A 21,616-nucleotide genomic window follows, 5' to 3' on the forward strand; every position below is an offset into this window, starting at 1 on the left:
TGTGCACGCTTTCTATGGATTGAGGATAAATGAATTGCTTTACGTATGGCGCAGCTAAACAAATGAAGACAGCATTGAAGAGTAAATAATATAAACAACTATTGTTTAAGTAATAACCCAATTCTTGAATCTAACATACATCTTTGTAGCTGAGTTAATCGTCTTATTAACAAATGAAGTATTTGATGCGCGACGCATAAGCCTTTTTAGGCTTGATGCCGACGAAACAAGATTTTCTTGGCCGGACTCTTCATTAGAGGATTTGAACATTGATGATCTGCTGTAATAGCTGGAGTATTGTTTTGAATAATCGTCTGGAGAAGTTAATTCGAATTTAGTAGAGTTCGAAATAGCACCCAGGCAATTATCATAAACGGTTGTGAAATCATCTATGGCCTTAATTGCTATATTTTTTTTGACATTCCTTAAAGATACTATGTAAAGAGAAGTTGAACAATATCGAGTGATCATGGAAGCATCGGAACAAATAAGTGCTGGAGGTGTGTCAATCAGGATGAAATCATAGGAGGTTGAATCATGCAACAAATCCATCAATATTTTAAGGCGAGTAGAGCTAAATAACAGAGTCGGTTCAGTCAATGAGTTTCCTGCAGGTATTAGATCAAGATTGTCAAAATTGGAGATTTTATTTGTTACATCTTTAAATTGCAGGCTGTTATCATCTAATAAATTAGAAAATCCGTTTTCCAGTTTTATATTAAGTAACCTATGGAGCCGAGGCTTACGAAAATCACCATCGATCAGCAGGACTTTGCGGCCCAGTTGAGATAAAAATATTGCAAATGATGAAACTATCAGAGATTTACCCTCTGAAGCTACTGAGCTTGTAAAGACAATTGATTTAATATTCTTGTCGTAGTGTACAAACTTGATGATGCTGTAGAGCTTTCGGAACGAGTTTTCATATTCAATTAATGAATCAACATTTTTGGCAGAACCAAAAAGATTGATCATGATTCTGTCACTGGGACCGTTCTGGTCGTTATCAATCTTTGAAATTGAAAATGATTTCAATTTATTTAAAACTGGTACAAATGGAATGTGAATGATGCTCGCAAGTTTTATGGAAGAGAATACCGACTTTGAAGAATAGAATACATTTTGACGTAAATCAAAGACATAAGCAATTGCTGCACCGGAAACCAAAGAAAAAACAAAGGCAACTATAAAATCACGTTTTGGTCTGGGAGAAAAAGGAATGTGTGACATTCCAGGAGGCGAAATAATACGCCATGGAACACTATTCTGAGCACTATCAAGCTCAAATGCCTCGCGCGCGCTCACCAGACCATTAAGTTTGGATCTGGCTTGATTTAAACGTTCTTGAAGACTCTCATATTCCTTTATAATATTTTGAATCGAAAGAAATCTTTTTTCCGTATCTTCTGCACGTTTTTCTGCATTAATTAGACGTCCTTTATTCAACGCCAGAGCAGCATCGACAGCGTCCAGTTGGTTTGAAATTAACAGTGGACGTAAATTTTCCAGTCTCTTTGATAAGCCTCTCACCATAAGTGAATCGGGCTGATATGTTGAACGAGCAGCAGCAAGTAGAGACTCAACTTTCTGCATCTCTTTCAATAGGCTTTGGTCTACATCAGAGATTGTAAGCTGAGCCCCAGAACCCCTGTCTGTTATGCCTTCTTTATAACCTAAAGCAGAAACATTTCCAGCAACAATCTCAGAGCGAGCTTGTAGAAGGCGATCTCTAGACTTTTCAATTTCCAATATCTCATCTCGAATTTTATTCTCGTTTTTTTTGATATTTTCACCTGTTCTGAGTGGATCAACCATGGAGTGAACACGCCTAAAATCGGCAAGCTTTAATTGCATGTTTTCAACCTCTTTTTCTAAGTCTGGTGACTGCCTATTAAGAAAATCAATACCCTTTTGCAGCCGCAATTCCTTTTCTTTCTGTGAAAAATTTAAGATTGTATCCGTGAATAAATCAAGAATTTTCTTGCCCTCTGATCTGTCGTGCCAATTTAAAGAAATCTGCAAGATTCCTGCTTCTCCTCCGCCTCCTCGCATGGCTGCAAGCCCACCGCCGCCAGCGTTTTCACCCTTAGCAATGATTTCTATGGATCTAACCAATTTTCCATAAAAAATGTCATTGGATGCTGATAATTTTCCAAGTACAGACTTGCTTTTGAGTACCTCGATTAATGTGGGTATATTGGTTGCCGTATTGTTTCTCGCTAACTCTTCGAAAAATTGATTGTCTAAGCCTCCGCTTGGCATTCCTTGGCCGCCACTCGACTCTCCAAAAGGATCGACGATTAGAATTTTGACACCACCTTTATATTGTCGATTAAAGCTCCAATTGTAAAGTATATATATTGTATTGAATGTGAACAGTAAGCTGAAGGATATGAAAATAATTTTCCAACGACGTTTGAGTGAAAATGCTATCTCTGATAAAGAAATAGTATTTTCTGAGCTGTTTTCAGGCATATTAGTTGTCATTGGCTGCAGCCCAAGTGGACCTAGAACTTTCCACTTGCTATATTACCTCTTATAGAACGAAAGTCTTCTCGATGCTGCTCAGCACATATTTAAAGGGCTTTGTGGCATCAGTTGTAACATCACATACTTTTTTGGGAGTTGTTCAGGCATATGCCCAGGATGCAGGGCAATTAAGAGTTCCTAGCATTAGCAGTAGCAACAGCCATATTTCATCTGCTTTTGAGCGAGGTCAGTATTTAGTTGGCCCCGGTGATCTTTTCAATTTAACAGTATTTGATGCAAAAGAATTGTCGGGTAAATTGGAGGTGTTGAATGATGGATCTATATCTTTACCATTTGTTGGATCGATCAATGTAGAAGGGCTTACAATTAATCAGACTATAGATAAAATTAGATTAAACTTAGCCCGAATATTATTGCGGCCTGATATTACGCTTAGTCTTGTCACTCCGAGGCCTGTTCGTATTGCTTTGATTGGCGAAGTTGAGCAACCCGGCTTATATACCTTGGGTACTCGAGAGACCTTGGGAACAGAAGGTGCTGTAAGAGTGTCAGTTACTGGATTGCCAACAATTGTTGATGCAATCCAAAAAGCTGGAGGAATCACCCAAGAGGCAAAACTTGATGGAGTAATTTTAAAACGAAGAACGCAAAAAAAGTCAGATCAATATAGTGAGCTTACACTTGATCTGATTGATCTTATGCTAAGGGGAGATCAAACACAAAACCCATTTCTTTATGACGGCGATGTAATTGAGATACCAAAAGACAAAAAGCTATCAGCCGAAATCATAAAGATTGCAGCAATAAATTTATCTCCTCAAACCATTGAAGTCAATGTGATCGGAGAGGTTGAGAAACCAGGACGACTTAGAGTCAATTCAAATACTACATTGACACAGGCTATCTTGATTGCAGGTGGTTCTCATCAATATAGAGCAAATGAAAGAAAAGTCGAGCTTGTTCGAATGAGCAGAAATGGTACAGCAACTTTAAATAAATTTAAGTTAAACCTTAAAGAGGGTGTTTCATCTGACAAAAATCCAATATTAAAAAATGGAGATACAATACGTGTGAAAAGAAATCTTTTTGCTAAATCAACAGATATCCTAAACGAGGTTTCTGGTCCCATGGGTGATATCATGACAGCAATATCTCTATATAACATGACTGATGATACTTTTAACCTTAAACTTAAGGAGAATTTTGTGTTATTTGACAGAGAGGAAGATGGTGGAGCTTCTCAATGATTGTAAATACCTTCCAATATTATTGGTTTATAAAAAATCCCCTATATGAATTGTTTTGGGTAAATATATATACGATTTTAATCGGCTAAGATTTCAACCAAAATGATTATATTATCTCATCCTACTGGGAACTTTAATGTACGCATGACTGCAAAAGTATTGTACGATTGCGACCTTTTGCAGGAATTCAATACTTGTATTAGCCTTCCAAAATACAACCCTATCATAAATTCTCTTGGAGGAAAAATAAAAGATGAATACTTCCGTCGAGTTTTCAGTGAAATACCTGAATCAAAACAAGTTTGTTATCCGTATCGAGAGATTCTTAGACAGGTATATGCTCGAATAAGTTTTTTTCAGAGAATAAACCAAGAATCTCATCCTCTATCTGTCTATTCAGTTTACAAATGTTTTGATCAAAATGTTGCATCCAGGATTAAAAAAGGTACAACAGCTGCCGCGGTGTATTCATATGAAGATGGAGCAAGAGATACTTTTATTAATGCAAAGAAACAGGGATTAAAGTGTATTTATGAGTTGCCAATTGGATATTGGAAAAGTGCTAGAAATATATATGAGGAGGAGATGGAACTAAATCCTGATTGGGCTAATACTTTGCCTGGCTTAAGTGATAGTCAAGAAAAGCTCCGAAGAAAAGATGATGAGCTAGAATTAGCAGATCTAGTTATAGTCGCCAGTACATTTGTAAAATCAACACTAACAGAAAACTCTAAAGTTAACAAAAACACTTTTGTTATTCCCTATTGTTCTCCCATAAAATCATTACTGAAAGAACCTCCTAATCATAAAGGTCCACTACGTGTTTTGTATGTTGGATCATTGACGCAACGTAAGGGTCTTTCTTACGCAATTGATGCCGTTAATGCCTTAAAAGATAGAGTAATATTTACAATGATTGGGAAAAAAACGACACAGGACTGTGAACCATTAAATAAAGCCCTGGATCATCATGCTTGGATTCAAACACTTCCTCATGATCAGATTCTTCATCAAATGAAAAATCATGATGTCTTGCTGTTCCCTACGTTGTTTGATGGATTTGGTCTTGTGATAACTGAAGCATTGTCGCAAGGAATTCCTATTATCACAACTATTCATTCTGGTGGACCAGAATGTATTCGTCATGGAATAGAGGGATTTCTAGTACCAATAAGGGATACTTACTCCATTATAGAATGTTTAGATCTTTTAGATAAAGATAGGGATCGGTTGCGATGCATGAAAGAGGCATGTCTTCAGAGATCTAAATACCTAAGCTTCCAATTGTATCAGCAGCAATTAGTAAGAGCCATCAATAGTGTTACTTGTTGAAAATCCTTATGAATTCCCAAAAAAAGAAAATTAAATTTCTTCTTTGGTCCTATCTTTTTTTATTGATATTTGAGGGTGCATTACGTAAATGGTTCTTGCCTTTTTTATCGACTCCTTTGCTACTTGTACGAGACCCTATCGCTTTGCTGGCTTTGTTCTGGGCGTGGCCTTTACTTATAAAATCAATCTATTGGGTTAGGATTCAAATCCTTATATATATTGGTTTAATTGGCTTCATCTTGGCTCTATATGTTGGTCACGGCGATTGGTTCACTGCCCTTTATGGTTTAAGAATATATTGGATTCAGCTACCGCTTATTTTTGTTTTTCCGTTAGTATTCACCAGGTCAGATGTATTGCGTGCCTTGTGGGCTACGATGTTAATTAGTGTGCCGATGGTTTTATTAATTACTGCACAGTCTTCAACCCCTCCATCTCATATATTAAATGTTGCTCCAGGTGGATCTGGGACATCAGCATTTAGTGGTGCTGCTGGAAAATATAGACCCTCTGCTATTTTTAGCTTTACCAATTCTGTGGCTACTTTCTTTACATTTAGTGCCGCATCTTTGATGTCTGTTTTGTATGGCTCAACGCTTGAAAATCGCAATAAAAATTGCAAACAGAAATATATAGCACCCGTTAATCTGAAACGTCTGATTATTTTACTCTGTTTATTATCTCTAGTTATTGCTCTACCCGTTTCCATTAGTAGGCGTTTGATGGCAAATTATGCGATAGTATTTGTAACTACAATGGTTATATCTATTGTCACTAGAACGCGTATACTGTCACTGATTTATGGTCTTATTATAGTTTACTTTTTATCCTTGGCTGCCCTTAGCGTACCTTTGGTAAAAGATGCTACTGATGCTTTTGCTTTGAGATGGGAATTAGCAGCACAGGCAGAAGCAAGTGATGGATCTGAAAGCAATGCAGAAGTTGTAGGAGATCTTCTACAAGGTCGGGTGTTAAGCCAATACACTGCCCCCATCATACATAGAGATTCTTACCCTCTGTTAGGGCACGGCATCGGAATGGGCAGTAACATAGGTGCCGTTAGATTGAGTGGTAACAGGAAGTTTCTTTTGGGAGAAACATCTTGGGGTAAACAAATGGGTGAGCTGGGCTTGTTTCTAGGCACTATCTTTATTTTTTGGAGAATTTCACTCTCATACTACATAGTAAGGCTTTTTATCAATGAAATAATACATAATCATAACCTAACTACAGCAATACTTGCATCATCTTCTTTGTGGGGTGTCTTAAGTGGTCAGCTTGGCCAATCATCCGGTCTTGGTTTTATCGTTGCAACAACTGGCCTAACTTTAGCATCAAGTGTTCTGGATAATGAATGATTTAGCCATCACTCAATATTGACAATTATTCCACGGATAAATAATAGAATCGATCACTAGCTCAAAATATCTTTGCAATTTATTTACTCAATTATGGTTGCACTTGATTTTTTGCCTTCTTTAAATCCAGGGACATAAATTGTAGTTAAAGCTACAAAATAAAGACTTTGGCTCTTGTTTGAGGAATCCTATGTCTTCACGTGTTATGGTATGAGGGAATCTATTCTTGATTTATACAGTAAATAGATCATTCAGTTCTATCCAATATGCATTTGTATCCCCCGAAAATTCGTGTTTCAATCTCGACTTACTTAGAAATCTTTTAGTCTTAACTTTTCGACAATATGTAATACCCTAATAAACAACTTATCCCCTTACACTTTTAAAGTCTATTTACATTCTTGCGATGATTGTTAAAGTAGAAAAATTTAATAGCACTCTCAGAGATTATTTTTTTCTGCTTGGACTATTATCGAAAAGGAGAAGATTTCAAATTATTAGCCTTTTTGCGCTAAGTATTCTTTCTGCCATTTGTGAGGCTTTGAACATAGGAACATTGATTCCGTTTTTGGGAATACTCTCAAACCTTGAAAATAACATATACAAGTTAGGAATATTTGGGTCTCTATTCAAACATCTACCTTCTAATCTAATGTTGCCGGGGCTTGGGCTCTGTTTCATCATATTGATAATTGTTAGTTCTACTATACGAAGTCTTACAATTAGGAATCAGCTACGATTAGGCTCATTAATATGTGCAGATTTAGGTAAAATAACTTTCAAATCTGTTCTTAATAATTCCTATGAGTGGCATGTTCAAAACAATAGTAGCAACATTATATCTCTTTTGACACAAGATGTTGACCGTGTAGGTTCTATTATCAAGGGTCTTCTCACTCTTTGCGTTAATTCTACTCTTATACTCATTGTAGGTATTTACTTGTTTTTAATATCTCCACAAATTATGGTTTCAGCCTGTATTTCAATTTCTCTCTTCTATATTTTAATATTTCGTCTTTTTCGCAAAGACTTTCGGAAGATCGGCAAGGACCGAACGCTCAACTATCGTAAAAGTCTCAATATTTTACAGGAAAGCTTAGGTGGAATTCGAGAACTTATGTTGGGCAATCACTACAATATATTCGTCGATAACTATGATTTTTACAACAGGAAGCGCTTATTAAATGATGCTGTAATTCTTATCAAATCATCTATTCCTAGATACTTGGTTGAAGGTTTCCTGATAATAATAATTACTTTAGTCGCACTTTTTTATGTCATTCTTGGCAATGAATTAACTTTTTTGTTGCCAACACTAGCTGCTGTAAGTTTAGGCGCATACAAACTTATGCAACCGCTTCAGCAATGTTTCAATACGTTGGGATCATTGCAAGCAAACAAATCTCCATTAGAGGAATTTAAAAAGCACACTGGTACCAACGATTCATTTAATGACAAGTTTAAAGATGTTTCAATCTCATTGCCACAAAATTACTCCGATGAACCTCTTATTAAGTTTAATAATGTATGTTTCCAATACGCCAATGACGAAAATTTAACTCTACAAAATATTGATGTCTCCATTTCTAAAGGTGAGTTTGTAGCGCTTGTTGGCGTTACCGGTTCTGGCAAGTCTACATTCGTAGATCTTGTTTTAGGGCTGTTAAAGCCTAGTAAAGGTAATATTTTGATTGATAATGAAGATGTTCATCAAAATCAAAAATTTATGGAATCGTGGCAGAAACGTTTAGCACATGTGCCTCAATCCATCTACTTATCAGATAATGATATTGAATCTAATATTGCATACGGAGTACCATATTCTGACATAAATCGATCAAGATTGCGCTTAGCTGCACAGCAAGCTTCCATTGATAGTTTTATAGAAACCTTGCCAAATGGATTTAATACTACTGTAGGTGAAAGAGGTATTTCTTTAAGTGGAGGCCAACGACAAAGGATTGGCATAGCAAGGGCTTTGTACAAACAATCAGAATTATTAGTGCTTGATGAAGCCACAAGTGCCCTAGACAATTATACAGAGCACCAAGTTATGACCTCTATAAAAGAGTTAAAAACTAGTGTGACTGTGATTGCTATTGCTCATCGACTTTCAACGATAATGCATTGCGACCGTATTATTGTTTTGGATAAAGGTACCATTAAAGGTATCGGAACTTATGACGAGTTAATTGCCAATAATTCCATTTTTAGAAGTCTTGTCAACTCATCCGCAAGCGGATGAGCCGCTAAGATTTTAATTAAATACTTCATTTTTTATTATTTTACCATGTCTTGACCCATATTAAATAATTGCCACATTTTAAATTGATCTCAAATATTTCCCTTTTTTATTTCAAGATTTTGTTGATTTTGTAATCGGCCTTTGTGATGAGTTCACTTTGATTTTAAAAGTATCGTTTTCCTCACTTTAGATATTTGTGTTTAAATTTTGCTAGTATTTACTTTTAGAACATTTAGGTGAATCATCCTGTAGTTATTCTTGGTGCACCCAGATCAGGTACAACATTACTTGCCTCAATATTATCGTGCTCTGGCATCAGCAGTGGCTTGCCGGACAGGGAGTGGAATCCCAGCTCTGGATATTATGAGCATCCACTTTTGATTTCATGTTACGGAGATCTGAAGAAGTCAAGATTATTGGCTAACTATTCCGATTCTCTTTCCAATTATTTTCGTAATAGAGCTCTTCAGAAGCTTAGGAAATTGTCTTCTTTATCTCAGCTTTTCAAGTTTCCGCTTCTGTCGTATATGTTGCCGCCACTATTAATGGATCTTGGTTTCAATCCCATAGCAATTGTTATCTATAGATCTTTTTCTGATTATGCAAACAGCTATTTCAAGCTTAGACCTAGCCTTGCTTTTTCTGATATTAAGCAGATTTTTCTAGAGACTTACAATCAATCGCTCTTGTTGCCCAGTATATGTACAACCTTATATGTCTCCTATGATGAGCTATGTTCTTCGGCAGAGTTACAGCAGTTTTCTGTTTTAGAGAATTGTTTAAATATTGATAAAGGTAATTTGATTCAGTGTCGAAATTCGTTGGTAAGGCAAGCTTCTCGTCCAGCCGTTTCACCAATTTTAGATTCCCAATGTGATTCACTGTACGATTTACTTTCTAACAAATCTTTCTGAGATGATTCTTGGCTTCGAAGGATTTCTCATTCACATTCTCTCTATTTCTTTGACTGCTCTAACTTAGATTCCCATGTGTTTATATATTTTTTTGTCTGCTGTGTTTGATTGCTAACCTGCTTTGTCAATCATTCAAACGTTTTCTAAGATCATTTTGTAATTGTTTTTTTTTGAAAATACTTCGCCTTATACACTCGTTTGACCCTCGTGGAGGCGGGCCAGCTGAGGGGGTTCGGCAGATTTCGCCGCATCTTGCTGAGTTAGGGGTCTTTTCTACAGTCGCAAGCCTTGATTCTCCCAATTCTCCTTGGCTATACAACGAGGATCTTAAGGCGATTGGTCTAGGTCCTGTTTTTGGTAGTTATGGATATCGTCGCAAACTTCCTTGTGATATTCGAACTCTCGCCCTCGAGTCTGATTGTGTAGTCATTCACGGCCTGTGGCAATACCATGCCTTAGCAACTTGGCGTGCCTTGAGGGGAAGCGGTGTTCCTTATTTTGTCTATCCCCACGGAATGTTGGACCCCTGGTTCAAGCGCGCTTATCCGCTTAAACACCTTAAAAAATGGTGTTATTGGCCCTGGGCTGATTACCGAGTTCTCCGCGATGCATCAGCCGTTTTATTTACCACCGAGCAAGAGCGTTCGCTTGCAAGGCAGTCATTTGGGCTTTATCAAGCTAACGAAAAAGTTGTCGGATATGGTACTTCTCAACCTCCTTGCCACAAAGAACGGCAGCGTACTGCGTTTCTCGATCAATTTCCCCATTTGCGTGGTAAGCGCTTATTGTTGTTTCTCAGTCGCATTCATCCAAAGAAAGGCGTCGACTTACTTATTGAGGCTTTCGCGGCTGTGGCCTCACTCGAACCCAGTTTGCAGCTTGTCATTGCTGGGCCTAATCAGGTGGGATTTCAAGAAACTATGCAACAACGTGCCGCTGATCTTGGTATCGCAGAACGTATTACCTGGCCTGGCATGCTCTGCGATGACCTCAAGTGGGGGGCTTTTCGTTGTGCTGAACTTTTCTGCTTGCCTTCTCACCAGGAAAACTTTGGCATCGTGGTGGCTGAAGCTCTTGCCTGTGGACTGCCAGTCGTTATTGCCGAACCGGTGAATATTTCCGCCGATGTTGCTGCTGCTGATGCTGGCATTGTACATGCTGATAATATATTAAGTACTATTAACGCCTTACGTCAGTGGCTGTTGATGACGCCAGCTGATCGCACGGATATGGGTGAGCGTGGCCGGAAGCTTTTTTCCGATAAGTTTGACTTTGCTTCTGTGGCAAAAAATCTGATTCCGTTGTTTGATACCGCTCTCAAAAACAGCCGAAACAGATGATTCTGGCGAATTCGAATTCATTTGAGGGCCCTAGCTTTAGTCGGCTTAATCGATTAGCCAGATTGTTATGGCACCTTGTTTGGCTGTTTCTTTTCCGACCAACCCCGCCCTTGATGCATGCCTGGCGTTGCTGGTTGCTTAGGTGTTTTGGGGCATCCATCGCACCTGGTTGCCATGTTTACAGCGAGGTTCGTATCTGGGCTCCATGGAATTTAAAAATGTCTTCTAAGGCCTGTCTCGGCCCGCGCGTCAACTGTTACTGCATTGCTCCGGTCGTTCTGGGTGAACGAGTGGTTGTTTCCCAGGGTGTTCACCTTTGTACTGGCAGTCACAACTACAATTCGATTACGTTTTCCCTTTATGCTAAACCGATTACTATTGAATCAGATGCTTGGATCTGTTCAGAGGCTTTTGTGGGTCCTGGTGTTTCAGTTGGGGAGGGAACAGTTATCGGTGCTCGAGCCGTCGTGATCCGTTCTCAGCCGAGATGGATGGTCTGTGCCGGTAATCCTGCCCGGCCTCTCAAGGCTCGCATACATCCCAAAGCTGTCGATTCCCATTCTGGAGACACACAAATCTAATATTTTTTGGCTACTTCCTTGATTCAATAATGAGAGTACATTTGAGATATGTTTTTTACTTTCTTCCAACCGCATTTCTTCACTTTATTTCATCGTGACTAGTTCTAATTGCATCCTGACTCAACTCACGATAGCCATTCCTGTTAAAAACGAAGAATCCAACCTCGCTGTTTGTCTTCAAGCCATTGGTTCGGATTTTTGTAGTCGTGTTGTCGTCATCGATTCTTCGAGCAGTGATTCCACCTCTGATGTTGCTCGCAACTATGGCGTGGATGTTATTGATTTCCACTGGGACGGGCACTTTCCAAAAAAACGCAATTGGTTTCTGCGACACCATACTCCAAGCACGGAGTGGGTATTGTTCCTTGATGCTGATGAGATTCTTACTTCTGCTGTGAAGCTCGAGATTGCTTCCGCCCTCTCGGACTCAACCCATCAAGGATTTCTGCTTAGCTACACCAACTATTTCCTTGGACGACGCCTACAAGGCGGTTACCCCTTGCGAAAGCTTGCCCTTTTTCGTGTAGGCGAGGTCGAATACGAACGTATTGAGGAAGATCGGTGGTCGCAGTGCGATATGGAGGTCCATGAACATCCTGTTGTTTCTGGCTCTATTGGCTTGATCCGCTCCCGAATTGACCATCGTGACCTTCGTGGTATTGACTCTTACCTTTGCAAACACAATGAATATGCCGCTTGGGAGGCTCATCGTCTTTATCAATTTCGACATTTTCCCCCTTCTCAATCTGCTTGGAAACCTCATCAGCGCTTTAAGTACAGTCTGATCAGTTCACCGTGGGGGGGGTTGGCCTTCTTCCTTGTGAGTTTCTTTGCAATGGGTGGATGGCGAGATGGTTCAACTGGCTTCGCATTTTGTCTACTTAAGGCTGCTTATTTTACTCAGATTGCCTGTCGTTTGCGTGAATTGGAAAATCAGAATCATACCCCCCTGCCTCCAGTTTACTGATTGTTTGTAATTTTATATTAGGCTTCTTGCCGCCTTTTTTTTGATTTAATACCTTCAGTTATGTCATCTGGTCTGATACTACCTTCTTTTATGTTCCTAGGCTGAGATATTGCGGTGATGTAAGTGTTTTGAAGTCTGATCGTGCGCTTGCTATGGATTTTGATCAAAGCTTGTCAATTGTATATTTTTCTCTATCTCTATTGTGGATCCAGGAAAAATTTATTCACTACAATTATAATTCTTTTCCACAGACCATCTATTAGCGTTTGCTAAACCATTGCAATAGTGCCAATCAATATTTCTGTAGATACCGTAAGAATTTCTGCATATTATGCGGTAGCCACTGGCATCCTTTTCAACTGACACCAATAGGAGCGATATGCTTGTTTAGATTACAAGCGGTTATGTTGTTCGCGATTTTTCTAGTCTACCTCCCCATTTTTTATGAAAATTTTGCTTTACGGCCTTAACTACGCTCCCGAACCAGTTGGTATCGGTAAGTACAGCGGTGAACTCGCTAAATGGTTGTGCGCTCAGGGTCATCAGATTCGTGTGATCACTGCACCGCCTTATTTTCCAGCTTGGCGTGTATCACCTGGGTTTCTCAACTGTTATGGGATTGAAGTAGATGAAGGTGTGAAAATTTACCGATGTCCCATCTGGGTACCGCGTCGACCTAGAGGGATTACAAGGTTGTTGCACCTTGCAAGTTTTGCATTATCTAGTCTCGGCCCGCTCCTTGCTCAGTGCTTCTGGACCCCCGATGTTGTCATCACCGTTGCACCAGCAGTTTTTTGTGCTCCTGGAACTTTGCTCCTTGGTTCTCTTTGTGGAGAGCAAACCAATACCTGGTTGCATATTCAGGATTTCGAACTCGATGCTGCCTTCGAGTTGGGTTTGCTCAAGGGCCAATTGCTTCGTTCTTTGGCGGAAGCCTGGGAACGATCTACTTTGCGTCGTTTTACTCGAGTCAGCAGCATTAGTAATTCAATGGTTTCCAGACTCGGTGTTAAAGGTGTTCAACTATCCCATACTTATAAGTTCCCGAACTGGGTTGACCTTAATTTGATTTATCCACAATCCAATCACTATCGTGATGATAATTCATACCGTCGTGAGTTGAATATTGCCTCTGACCAGCTAGTGCTTATGTATTCAGGTTCCATGAACAAGAAACAGGGCCTTGATCTTCTTGTAAGGGTAATTCACCAACTTTCTGACATTCCTCATCTTACGTGGTTGCTCGCTGGTGAAGGTCCTACCAAGGCTGAGTTGGTTTCTGCCACACAAGGACTGTCCCAAGTTCGTCATCTGCCCTTGCAACCGTTAGAGCGTATGAACGATTGGCTTAACGTGGCAGACATTCATCTTCTTCCTCAAAAGGCCGAAGCTGCTGATCTGGTTTTGCCCTCTAAGCTATTAGGTATTCTTGCAAGTGGCCGACCAGTTGTGGCTACCTCAACGCCGGGTAGCGAATTAGCATGTATTGCTGATGAAGCAGGTTTCTGTGTCAATCCAGGTGACGTTGATACTTTTTCAACTCGAATTCGAAGTTTGATATCAGATTCGCAGTTAAGGTCCCGTTTGGGTACACAAGCAAGGAATATAGCTGTTAATTCTCTGGATAAAAATACTATTCTTAGGCGGTTTGAGGAGCAACTTCTACTTTTATCAAAAAATGGTTGATCATGTTTCGTTTTTGCGTCAATCTTATTGCCATCCTGAATAATATTTCCTTCTGTCTTGCTTACCTTAACTAATTTTTTATGTCCTAAGGAACGCTTTTATTATTAGATTTAGCAATGTTATGGTCCTTTATTTATTACATTGATATAAGACTTTTGCTTAATATTTATTTAGTACAGCGCATTAGCGTTTATCTCAATGTCTGAATATCTTGAAAGCAGTTTATAGATTTGTAATTTTACACCTTGGAGTTCCTTTGTAATGTTAATAGGCTTCTGAAGATGCCAAAGTAAATATTGTCCTGAATAATATTTCTATGTCAACTATTAGGCTCCAATCCTTTTGATACTCGAGATCTGCCTCTATTCTTGCCTGCATTGCTGAAATATCTTTTGTTTCACCACGATAGCCACTTACTTGTGCAAGCCCTGTCATTCCGGGCTTAAAGACATGTCTTTGTGTATAACCAGTGATTAATTCCCTATATATTCTATCGTGTTCTAATGCATGTGGCCTTGGTCCAACTAAACTCATATCTCCAAGAACTACATTTAATAATTGTGGTAATTCATCTAGGCTCCATCTCCTAAGAAACTTTCCGATGCTTGTCACCCTAGGATCATCCTTTGTTGCTTGTTTTAGATCACTTGTCTTACTTTCTGTATCAACATACATGGACCTAAATTTATAACACACGAACGTCTTACCATCTAGACCACATCTCTTTTGCCGAAATAATATTGGCCCTCGGCTTGATAATTTAATTCCAATCGCAATAGCGATTAATGCTGGGAGGATTACAACTATTCCTACCATTGAGATCGTTAAGTCAAATAATCTCTTTAAAACTATTTCATCGTATGTTTGTTTTGCACCCCATATTTCGATACAATGTTGATTTCCTATAGATTCACATTCAAATCTCATTGATTCAACATACCAATCAGGTGCGTAGAGAACTCGTGAACATGTATTTCCAAATATGTTGAAGATATTCTGATTTACCGATATCTTCTCTGATGATGATGAATTGCTAAACACAATGCAGTTTACACTATTTTTATCGCACCATTTCTTTAGTTCATCTATTCCGCCAAGACATTTAGGTAAATTACTAGGTTGTTCCTCTACTATTACTGGCGAGAACCAAGCTACTATTTTATAGCCCATCCATGGGTTGTTTAATAGCTGATTTGAAAAGTTGTATGCTGCCTGTGGATCCCCCCAATATAATACCGTTCTGCTATTTAGTCCTATTCTCCGAATACTACGCAAATACATTCTTGATAATATGTGCGTGCTAATTAACCAAATCCAACTTGATAAAGCCCATGCAGTCATTGCAATGCGCGAATAATATTCACTACTCTTGTTTAAAAATGTTGCTAGAACAACAAAACATACAACTGAAAACCAGGTTGAGTTAATTCTTTGGAGCATACGATTAAGTGTTTTATGACGATAGCTTTTGTATATTCCAGCTTTTGGAAGCAAAATAGCTGTAATTGTAATTACAATGTATATTGTAGGAATGCTCACAAAGCTTGCCGTCCATGCTGATCTAGGCTGATATCCATAAAATATTAACCCAATTATCAATATGTCTAATAATCGTTGAAGTCTTCCAATGCTTTTACCATTTGCATAAAGGCGACCTGAATGTAAAATACTTCCGATTAGTTTTTCAGCCATAATTCTTATTCTGTCCTCACCCAATAAGCTTCTATTCATTTTAACAATTTGCCCTCTGTACTTGGAGTTATTCACTATTTTAACGGGGCTCCAATTGTATTAATCGCTACTGTCTTTCTTGTTGATGCCCAGTGCGTCTTCATATGCCCTTCTGTACTCTTGCGCGAATGCCTTACGACAAAATCGTTTAACGTTTTGGAACCCTAACTCTGCCTGCATTTTTTTCCTATCTTTACTCCAGTTAATTACCTCGTTGGTTATCTTTGCGGCAGATACGCTATCTGAAGGGTCTATATATATCGCAGCACTTCCTCCAGCTTCTGTCATTGGTTCCTTACCTGTTGTAACTACTGGGCACCCACAAGCCATTGCTTCAACGATTGGCCAACCAAATCCTTCTTCAATTGAAGGAAATAGTAGTAAATTAGCCAAGGAATAGAGAGCGTTTATTTCTTTGTTTGTTGGTGATATTAAAAATATAATTTTCAGATCTCTATGTTTTTCTGCAAAGCATACAAGTTCTCTTGTTGGCTTCTTTCCTGCTAAGATAAGAGGTATTCTCGACTGATTTAAGTTAGATCGTATGCTATTTAATTCATTGTATATAGCACAGAGTCCCATTCTATTCTTGTACCATTGATTGCCACCAACATGCAATATAAAACCGTTTTCTATACATTCATTATACTGCACTATTTGTTTGATAACTATTCTAATTGCTTTCTCTTTTTTTATAGGTTCGAATTTATAATTTAATGGCTGCAATACAGTATTTATTTTTGTATTCTTATCATCTACCAATTTCCTGATCTCATTTTCCGTTTTTTTAGAAACGCAAACAATTCTATGATTACATTTAATTCCTACAAGAATTAATTTTTGCAGCAGCTTACCACTAAATTTTAGTCGTTTCTTTGGATTTTTCCCTAGCATTGAATTAATCGCCAAAACGTCGTGACATGTGATGACCTTAGCTTTATTTAGTAAGCATAGTGAATATATTGAATTAGAATGATCAGTTATATGATATACAATATTTTTGTTGTAGTAATTTAATATATTGTACCCGATTAGTTCTATAGAAAATATAATAAACTTGTCTATATAATTTAGCCATTTCTCCATTTTCGGGAAAATTTTTCTGAATTTGCCGATACGGTCAGTAGGACGCAATGTTTTGGTTTTTAATCCCTCTTCTTCGACAATATTTCTATACAGAGTAGATACTCGCAACATGCTTTCTTGCTTGTCTGGCAAGTAATTGGCAATAATTACTATTTTATATTTTGGTATGCTAGTCATTTAGTCGACTCCTACTCGTCCTCTAATATTAGCTATTAATACTGCACTACGTGTTATCAACTTAGATTAATATTATATTTTAATCTTTCTTCTGCCAAAATCTCAAATCTCTTGTAATTAACTTACCTCTACCTTTTCTTAATGTATTGAACCAACCTCCTCATTATACATATTTTCTCCTTTTTTCTCATCAATATTTGGTCTCGCTTTTTATCCCTTTACTTTAATGGTGATCATATCTTGTTTAACTGTCATAGGCTATATCTATTGGTAAAGACCTAAGCATTAATTCTATTGAGTATTCTGGTTGCGGTAATGGCTACCTCTTATGGCTTGTTCAATAGTATCGGTAAATATCTTCCTTCAAGTTGATAGTAAGTAGTTATCTTATATGAATTGAACTTCTTTACTACAGAGGACAATCTTTTCAGGAATTCCTAATGACTTTGCTATCACAATTGCATGTAATGATGTCCCTATTACTCCACTATATTTGGCAATCAATTCTCTTTTAAGCTTATATTTCTAGAGGATTGATAACTGTCAAATTTTCAGGTATTACACTTAATATTTTGATATTATAGAGATTTGGGTTAAATATTTCTTTTCCCCTCTATTAGCTGTGTTAGATAGGCCATGATTCTTTTATTTAGGAAATTAATTTGGAATCATTAATCCTCGGTATCTTTATACTTTTGGGCATTTTATTCAATTTTTTCATGATCTTCTCTTGACCTTAGCCCTAGGTCATCTCTATGTCTAGTATCTTAAATTTTAATTGATTTCATTCTAGCCTTCTCTGTTCATTTCATAACCATAAATTAGAGACTTTTTTGCAATATTCATTACCGTATTAATTCTTAATAAGTATTGGCTATCTTGATTTTTGTTCACTTTCACAAAAATGGTTTCAACCTTAAGTGCCTTACCCATTGTATCCATAAATATAGGGTTAAGAATATTCCCAAGGTTATTAATTCTTTTTTATTGGTATATAAGAAAATGGTTTTGTTTTTAATCTCCTGACTCTTCACTTTTACGATTATATATTTCTTCTAATTTTATCAGATATATTGCTTTACCACATCTCTCTTCTGTTATTTCCTAAATCCACAATGAATCTCAATCTAAGCTTCTCAAGTTCCTTTTTTATGTATCAAGGATATTTTATAGTTTCTCTTGTGTGTTTATCACAACCCCGATGATGAAATTTCCCCTCTATTAATCTTAATGATTTTGCGATTATCTATGTCATTTTGATACGCCTGCTACATGTATTAATATCAACCATTTTTAAATCAATATTTGTTTGGCTGATTTTGATTTTTCCTATTGGAATATGCTCTTTCAAGTACATTTAGATATTTATTGCATACAACATCTTCTAAGTGATTGCTGAGATGCTCTTTTATATGTTTTCTTATATTCATTTCAACATTCTTATTCTGGTAAATAAAAGCTATTTTCTGAACCAAATCATCTATGCATCCTCTTTTAAAGGTCAACCCCGCTTTGCCAACCGCGTCAGGAAGTCCTCCACCATCGGATGCCAGTACCAAGCAACCACATGCCATTCCCTCCAATGCAACATTTCCAAATGGTTCTTCCCAAAGGGATGGAATAACTAATATTTTGTGTGTGTTCAGCTCCTTAACAAGATTCTCACCATATAAATTTCCAGTTAATCGTAGCCTTATTCCAACTTCGTTTGCTAGTTTTAAGTATTTTGTTTCATCGTTCCCTGAGCCTATTAGCGTTAATGGAATATTAGTGAGATGTGTTCTTGAATATGCCTTTATCAATAGTTCAATACCTTTATCCGTCACGAAACGACCTAGGTATGCGACCGTATCCCTTCTTTCTATATCATCTATAATTTTAAATAGATTACTTCTATACGGATTTCCAATTATTATTGAGTCTTTATATGAATCTTTTCTTATCGCATCACTTATAGATATTACGTATTCCGCAAACATAAGTGTAACCCTTTTTAGATAATCAACAATTCTCTTTTTACCTTTTGGACTTCTTACCCAGGTTCTTATGGCGATTACATAGGGTTTACGGAATAAGATATTTGGCCAAAGTGATCTTAGTTCTATATTATTTTGATAAATTATATCGGCCCAAGCATATTGTCTTAGAACCGTGAATATTGCTGGCTTGCGATAGATTTTGTATGGTCTCGTCTTTTCGTCCATTTCACTCGTTCGTGTAATTAATCGAACTTGGTGGCCTCTAGATGAAAAATACTCAGCCAATATTTCTGAGTTGACTTCTATGCCTCCAACATCAGGGCTAAATCTGTGACTTGTGAATAATATTTTCATGGGAATGAATCACCTTCTTCTCCACTTTTTATGATTTCAGGATTATCTTTAGAGGCTGTAATTTTGGGTGAGAGATTACAATCATTGTTGTTTCGGTTTGCTGTTTCTATATTTTGTTTTTCTTGCTTCATCATAGTTCTATTTTTAGTTAGAGCCATTGTTGTAAGTCTACCAAATTGTTAATTATACGCACGGGATAAATCAGATTCAAATTTTTTTATTATTTCATAAAATGAATCAGTTGGTCTATCAATTTTATTTACTGTCCCTAGTTTATCCTGAAAATCCTTGTTAAGTAATATAAATCTTTCTCTCTCCATAAGAGTCTTTTTTAATGTATCGTGTTGTCCCGATATCCTGCTGACTATTACGGGTAATCCATGGCTCAACATAGCTGCTACTGACCCACTTTTCTGAAGCAAGGCGGAGGGTGTTGTTGATAGCCCAAAGTCAGAGGTCTGTAGATGTAAGGATATTTCTTCCTGTGAAATTTCTCCTTTGTAGTGAAACGTGAATGCAGGGTACAATGTTTTGGCTAAGATATTTATATCCTGCCATATTCTTTTTCCCCTTTCACCAGTTTTACCAATTGATAAGAATTCGCAGTGATCAATCCCATGCTTTATGCGGGCTTTTTCTACATTTGCGAGGAGTTCATATGGATTCCAGAATTCCGTGATCCTTCCGAATATCACAAATTTCCATGAATTACTATTTTTCGTGATCGTTTCTTTGATTGGGATAAATGGAATATTGCTGAAGACTGGCAGTATGTCTGAGCATATTCCATAACTTGCTAGTCTTAACTGGTATGAATGGTTGGAGACATGTACAATGTTCGGTCTGCAGATATATGTTATTGCGAGGATTATGGTTTTCTGAGCTTCTCCGATGATTCTCTTTATGATGTTTTTTATTGAATCATTATTGTTTTGCAATACCCATAGTTCATGGAACATGATATGCCATTTTACTTTTTTGCTTGTAAATAATATCAATGCGATTAGGGGCAAAGCCAACCCCTTGCTATTGAAGGCATATGGCACAAATTGTATAGACACTAAGTTTGGATTTAACGCCTCAATTCTCTTTTTTGTAATTTGAATTCTCTCCCACCAAGTTATCTTCGATGATAGTCTCAATAATTCGATATTCTCTGTGCCAGTAAGTTTTGTTCTAATCCTCTTCTCTGTGCAAATATGTTTATCATTTATGGCTATGCATGTGCAATTGTACTCTTTTTTGCCTAGATATGCGCATACCCGTCTCACGTAGTCAGAAACCCCGCACTTGTGTTCCTCCAGAGTCCCGAGTATAAATATTATATTTAATTTGCTCATTTTGGTTGCCCTGCTGGTTTTCTAATTAACTATTTTTGGATTAAATTGGATGTTATTTCTGCTTTCTTGCTTTGGCCCTTAGATTAAAATAGTTCATTGTGATACTTTTCTAAGATCCTTCAATTCAATCGGTTGATCATGCGACTCCTATATCACATCATATTTTATCATTTTTGTCCTAAAAACTTCTATTTATTTAAGGTCGTCTCATTTTGTTGTATTGTTTTCCGTTTCTCTCCCGAATTTTGCATCTCCACATGTAAGTTCGTCCCTTCTGTTCTTTAGTTGTATTAATGTTCCGACGTTCGGTCACTAGGCGTATTCAACGTCTTGATTGCGACCCCTCGCTCAATTAATGCGGTGTGCTCGAGCATCTCGACCATGGAGCGTTCGAGTCTGTTGAGTTTATGGACCACAAGGTTGTCTCCAACACTGAGATTATCCAAGCACTTTGAGAGTTCAGGGCGTTCTTTATAAGCAGAGATCTCAGTGATCTGTTCTCCATAGATTTGCTCGCATCATGCTTTTTTTAGCGTTATTTCTTGGCGATTGTTGCTCTCTTCGATGGTGGTTGTCCTCCCGTAACCCCGAGTTGCCATTGCTGTCATTTCTAATATCTGTCGAAACAGTTGTACATTCCAGATTCTGTTTTTTGAAGGGAAAAAAATCTAGTTTTTCTCGCTTTGTCTTGTTCGTAGTTGAGTCTTTTGTCTTTCGACACTCACAAACCTTAAGTAACTCTCCCTCAACTGTGCAGCGCAAACCCCAATGATCATGGTTGCGGTTGCT

At 37.7% G+C, this 21,616-nt stretch carries 15 protein-coding genes and 2 pseudogenes; 10 read left to right on the forward strand and 7 right to left on the reverse strand.

The genetic code is table 11. The annotated features are described in order from the left end of the window. Positions 1-105: 105 nt before the first annotated feature. On the reverse strand, positions 106-2,475 hold the full coding sequence (locus tag SynRS9902_RS05565; protein WP_186510284.1) for a tyrosine-protein kinase family protein: 2,370 nt from the start codon (positions 2,473-2,475) through the stop codon (positions 106-108). Positions 2,476-2,558: 83 nt separating this feature from the next. Between SynRS9902_RS05565 and SynRS9902_RS05570 the strand changes: the two genes are divergently transcribed. From SynRS9902_RS05570 to SynRS9902_RS05610, 10 genes and pseudogenes are all read left to right on the forward strand, one after another. Further along, on the forward strand, positions 2,559-3,737 hold the full coding sequence (locus tag SynRS9902_RS05570) for a polysaccharide biosynthesis/export family protein (RefSeq protein ID WP_186510285.1): 1,179 nt from the start codon (positions 2,559-2,561) through the stop codon (positions 3,735-3,737). Between the two features lie 144 nt (positions 3,738-3,881). Beyond that, entirely contained in the window at positions 3,882-5,069 is a 1,188-nt protein-coding gene (locus tag SynRS9902_RS05575; RefSeq protein WP_186510286.1) for a glycosyltransferase family 4 protein, read from the forward strand. A gap of 8 nt (positions 5,070-5,077) precedes the next feature. Next, positions 5,078-6,427: a hypothetical protein gene (locus tag SynRS9902_RS05580; RefSeq protein ID WP_186510287.1), complete on the forward strand. Its 1,350-nt coding sequence runs from the start codon at positions 5,078-5,080 to the stop codon at positions 6,425-6,427. 652 nt (positions 6,428-7,079) lie between these two features. Further along, positions 7,080-7,601: pseudogene (locus SynRS9902_RS13800) on the forward strand (ABC transporter transmembrane domain-containing protein); the annotation flags it as partial. Between the two features lie 447 nt (positions 7,602-8,048). After that, positions 8,049-8,672 (forward strand): annotated as a pseudogene (locus SynRS9902_RS13805) (ATP-binding cassette domain-containing protein); the annotation flags it as partial. Between the two features lie 236 nt (positions 8,673-8,908). Continuing rightward, on the forward strand, positions 8,909-9,586 hold the full coding sequence (locus tag SynRS9902_RS13810) for a sulfotransferase domain-containing protein (RefSeq protein ID WP_186510289.1): 678 nt from the start codon (positions 8,909-8,911) through the stop codon (positions 9,584-9,586). Between the two features lie 104 nt (positions 9,587-9,690). After that, positions 9,691-10,926 carry a glycosyltransferase gene (locus SynRS9902_RS05595; protein WP_255446220.1) on the forward strand — a complete coding sequence of 412 codons (1,236 nt, stop codon included), beginning with the start codon at positions 9,691-9,693 and terminating at the stop codon, positions 10,924-10,926. A gap of 218 nt (positions 10,927-11,144) precedes the next feature. Beyond that, positions 11,145-11,507: a putative colanic acid biosynthesis acetyltransferase gene (locus tag SynRS9902_RS13605; RefSeq protein WP_255446266.1), complete on the forward strand. Its 363-nt coding sequence runs from the start codon at positions 11,145-11,147 to the stop codon at positions 11,505-11,507. A gap of 94 nt (positions 11,508-11,601) precedes the next feature. Further along, entirely contained in the window at positions 11,602-12,474 is an 873-nt protein-coding gene (locus SynRS9902_RS05605; protein ID WP_222929479.1) for a glycosyltransferase, read from the forward strand. A 444-nt stretch (positions 12,475-12,918) separates the two neighbouring features. Then, positions 12,919-14,160 (forward strand): glycosyltransferase WbuB, encoded by a 1,242-nt coding sequence (locus SynRS9902_RS05610; protein ID WP_186510291.1) that lies wholly within the window; start codon positions 12,919-12,921, stop codon positions 14,158-14,160. Positions 14,161-14,424: 264 nt separating this feature from the next. Here the strand turns inward: SynRS9902_RS05610 and SynRS9902_RS05615 are convergent, their stop codons facing one another. The 6 genes from SynRS9902_RS05615 to SynRS9902_RS13815 all read right to left on the reverse strand — a co-directional run bounded on the left by SynRS9902_RS05615 (position 14,425) and on the right by SynRS9902_RS13815 (position 21,336). Further along, complete coding sequence (locus SynRS9902_RS05615) at positions 14,425-15,927, reverse strand: undecaprenyl-phosphate glucose phosphotransferase (protein ID WP_255446221.1); 1,503 nt, start codon at positions 15,925-15,927, stop codon at positions 14,425-14,427. A gap of 24 nt (positions 15,928-15,951) precedes the next feature. Next, positions 15,952-17,154, reverse strand: coding sequence for a glycosyltransferase (locus SynRS9902_RS05620; protein ID WP_186510292.1), 1,203 nt, complete (start codon positions 17,152-17,154; stop codon positions 15,952-15,954). Positions 17,155-18,452: 1,298 nt separating this feature from the next. After that, positions 18,453-19,358: a glycosyltransferase family 4 protein gene (locus SynRS9902_RS05625; protein ID WP_186510293.1), complete on the reverse strand. Its 906-nt coding sequence runs from the start codon at positions 19,356-19,358 to the stop codon at positions 18,453-18,455. A 125-nt stretch (positions 19,359-19,483) separates the two neighbouring features. Beyond that, positions 19,484-19,645, reverse strand: a complete 162-nt coding sequence (locus SynRS9902_RS05630; RefSeq protein WP_186510294.1) for a hypothetical protein — start codon at positions 19,643-19,645, stop codon at positions 19,484-19,486. Between the two features lie 21 nt (positions 19,646-19,666). Next, positions 19,667-20,827, reverse strand: a complete 1,161-nt coding sequence (locus SynRS9902_RS05635; protein ID WP_186510295.1) for a hypothetical protein — start codon at positions 20,825-20,827, stop codon at positions 19,667-19,669. Positions 20,828-21,117: 290 nt separating this feature from the next. Next, positions 21,118-21,336, reverse strand: coding sequence for a recombinase family protein (locus tag SynRS9902_RS13815; RefSeq protein ID WP_186510541.1), 219 nt, complete (start codon positions 21,334-21,336; stop codon positions 21,118-21,120). Between the last annotated feature and the right edge of the window lie 280 nt (positions 21,337-21,616).

It is taken from the genome of Synechococcus sp. RS9902 (assembly GCF_014279635.1).
Taxonomy (GTDB): domain Bacteria; phylum Cyanobacteriota; class Cyanobacteriia; order PCC-6307; family Cyanobiaceae; genus Parasynechococcus.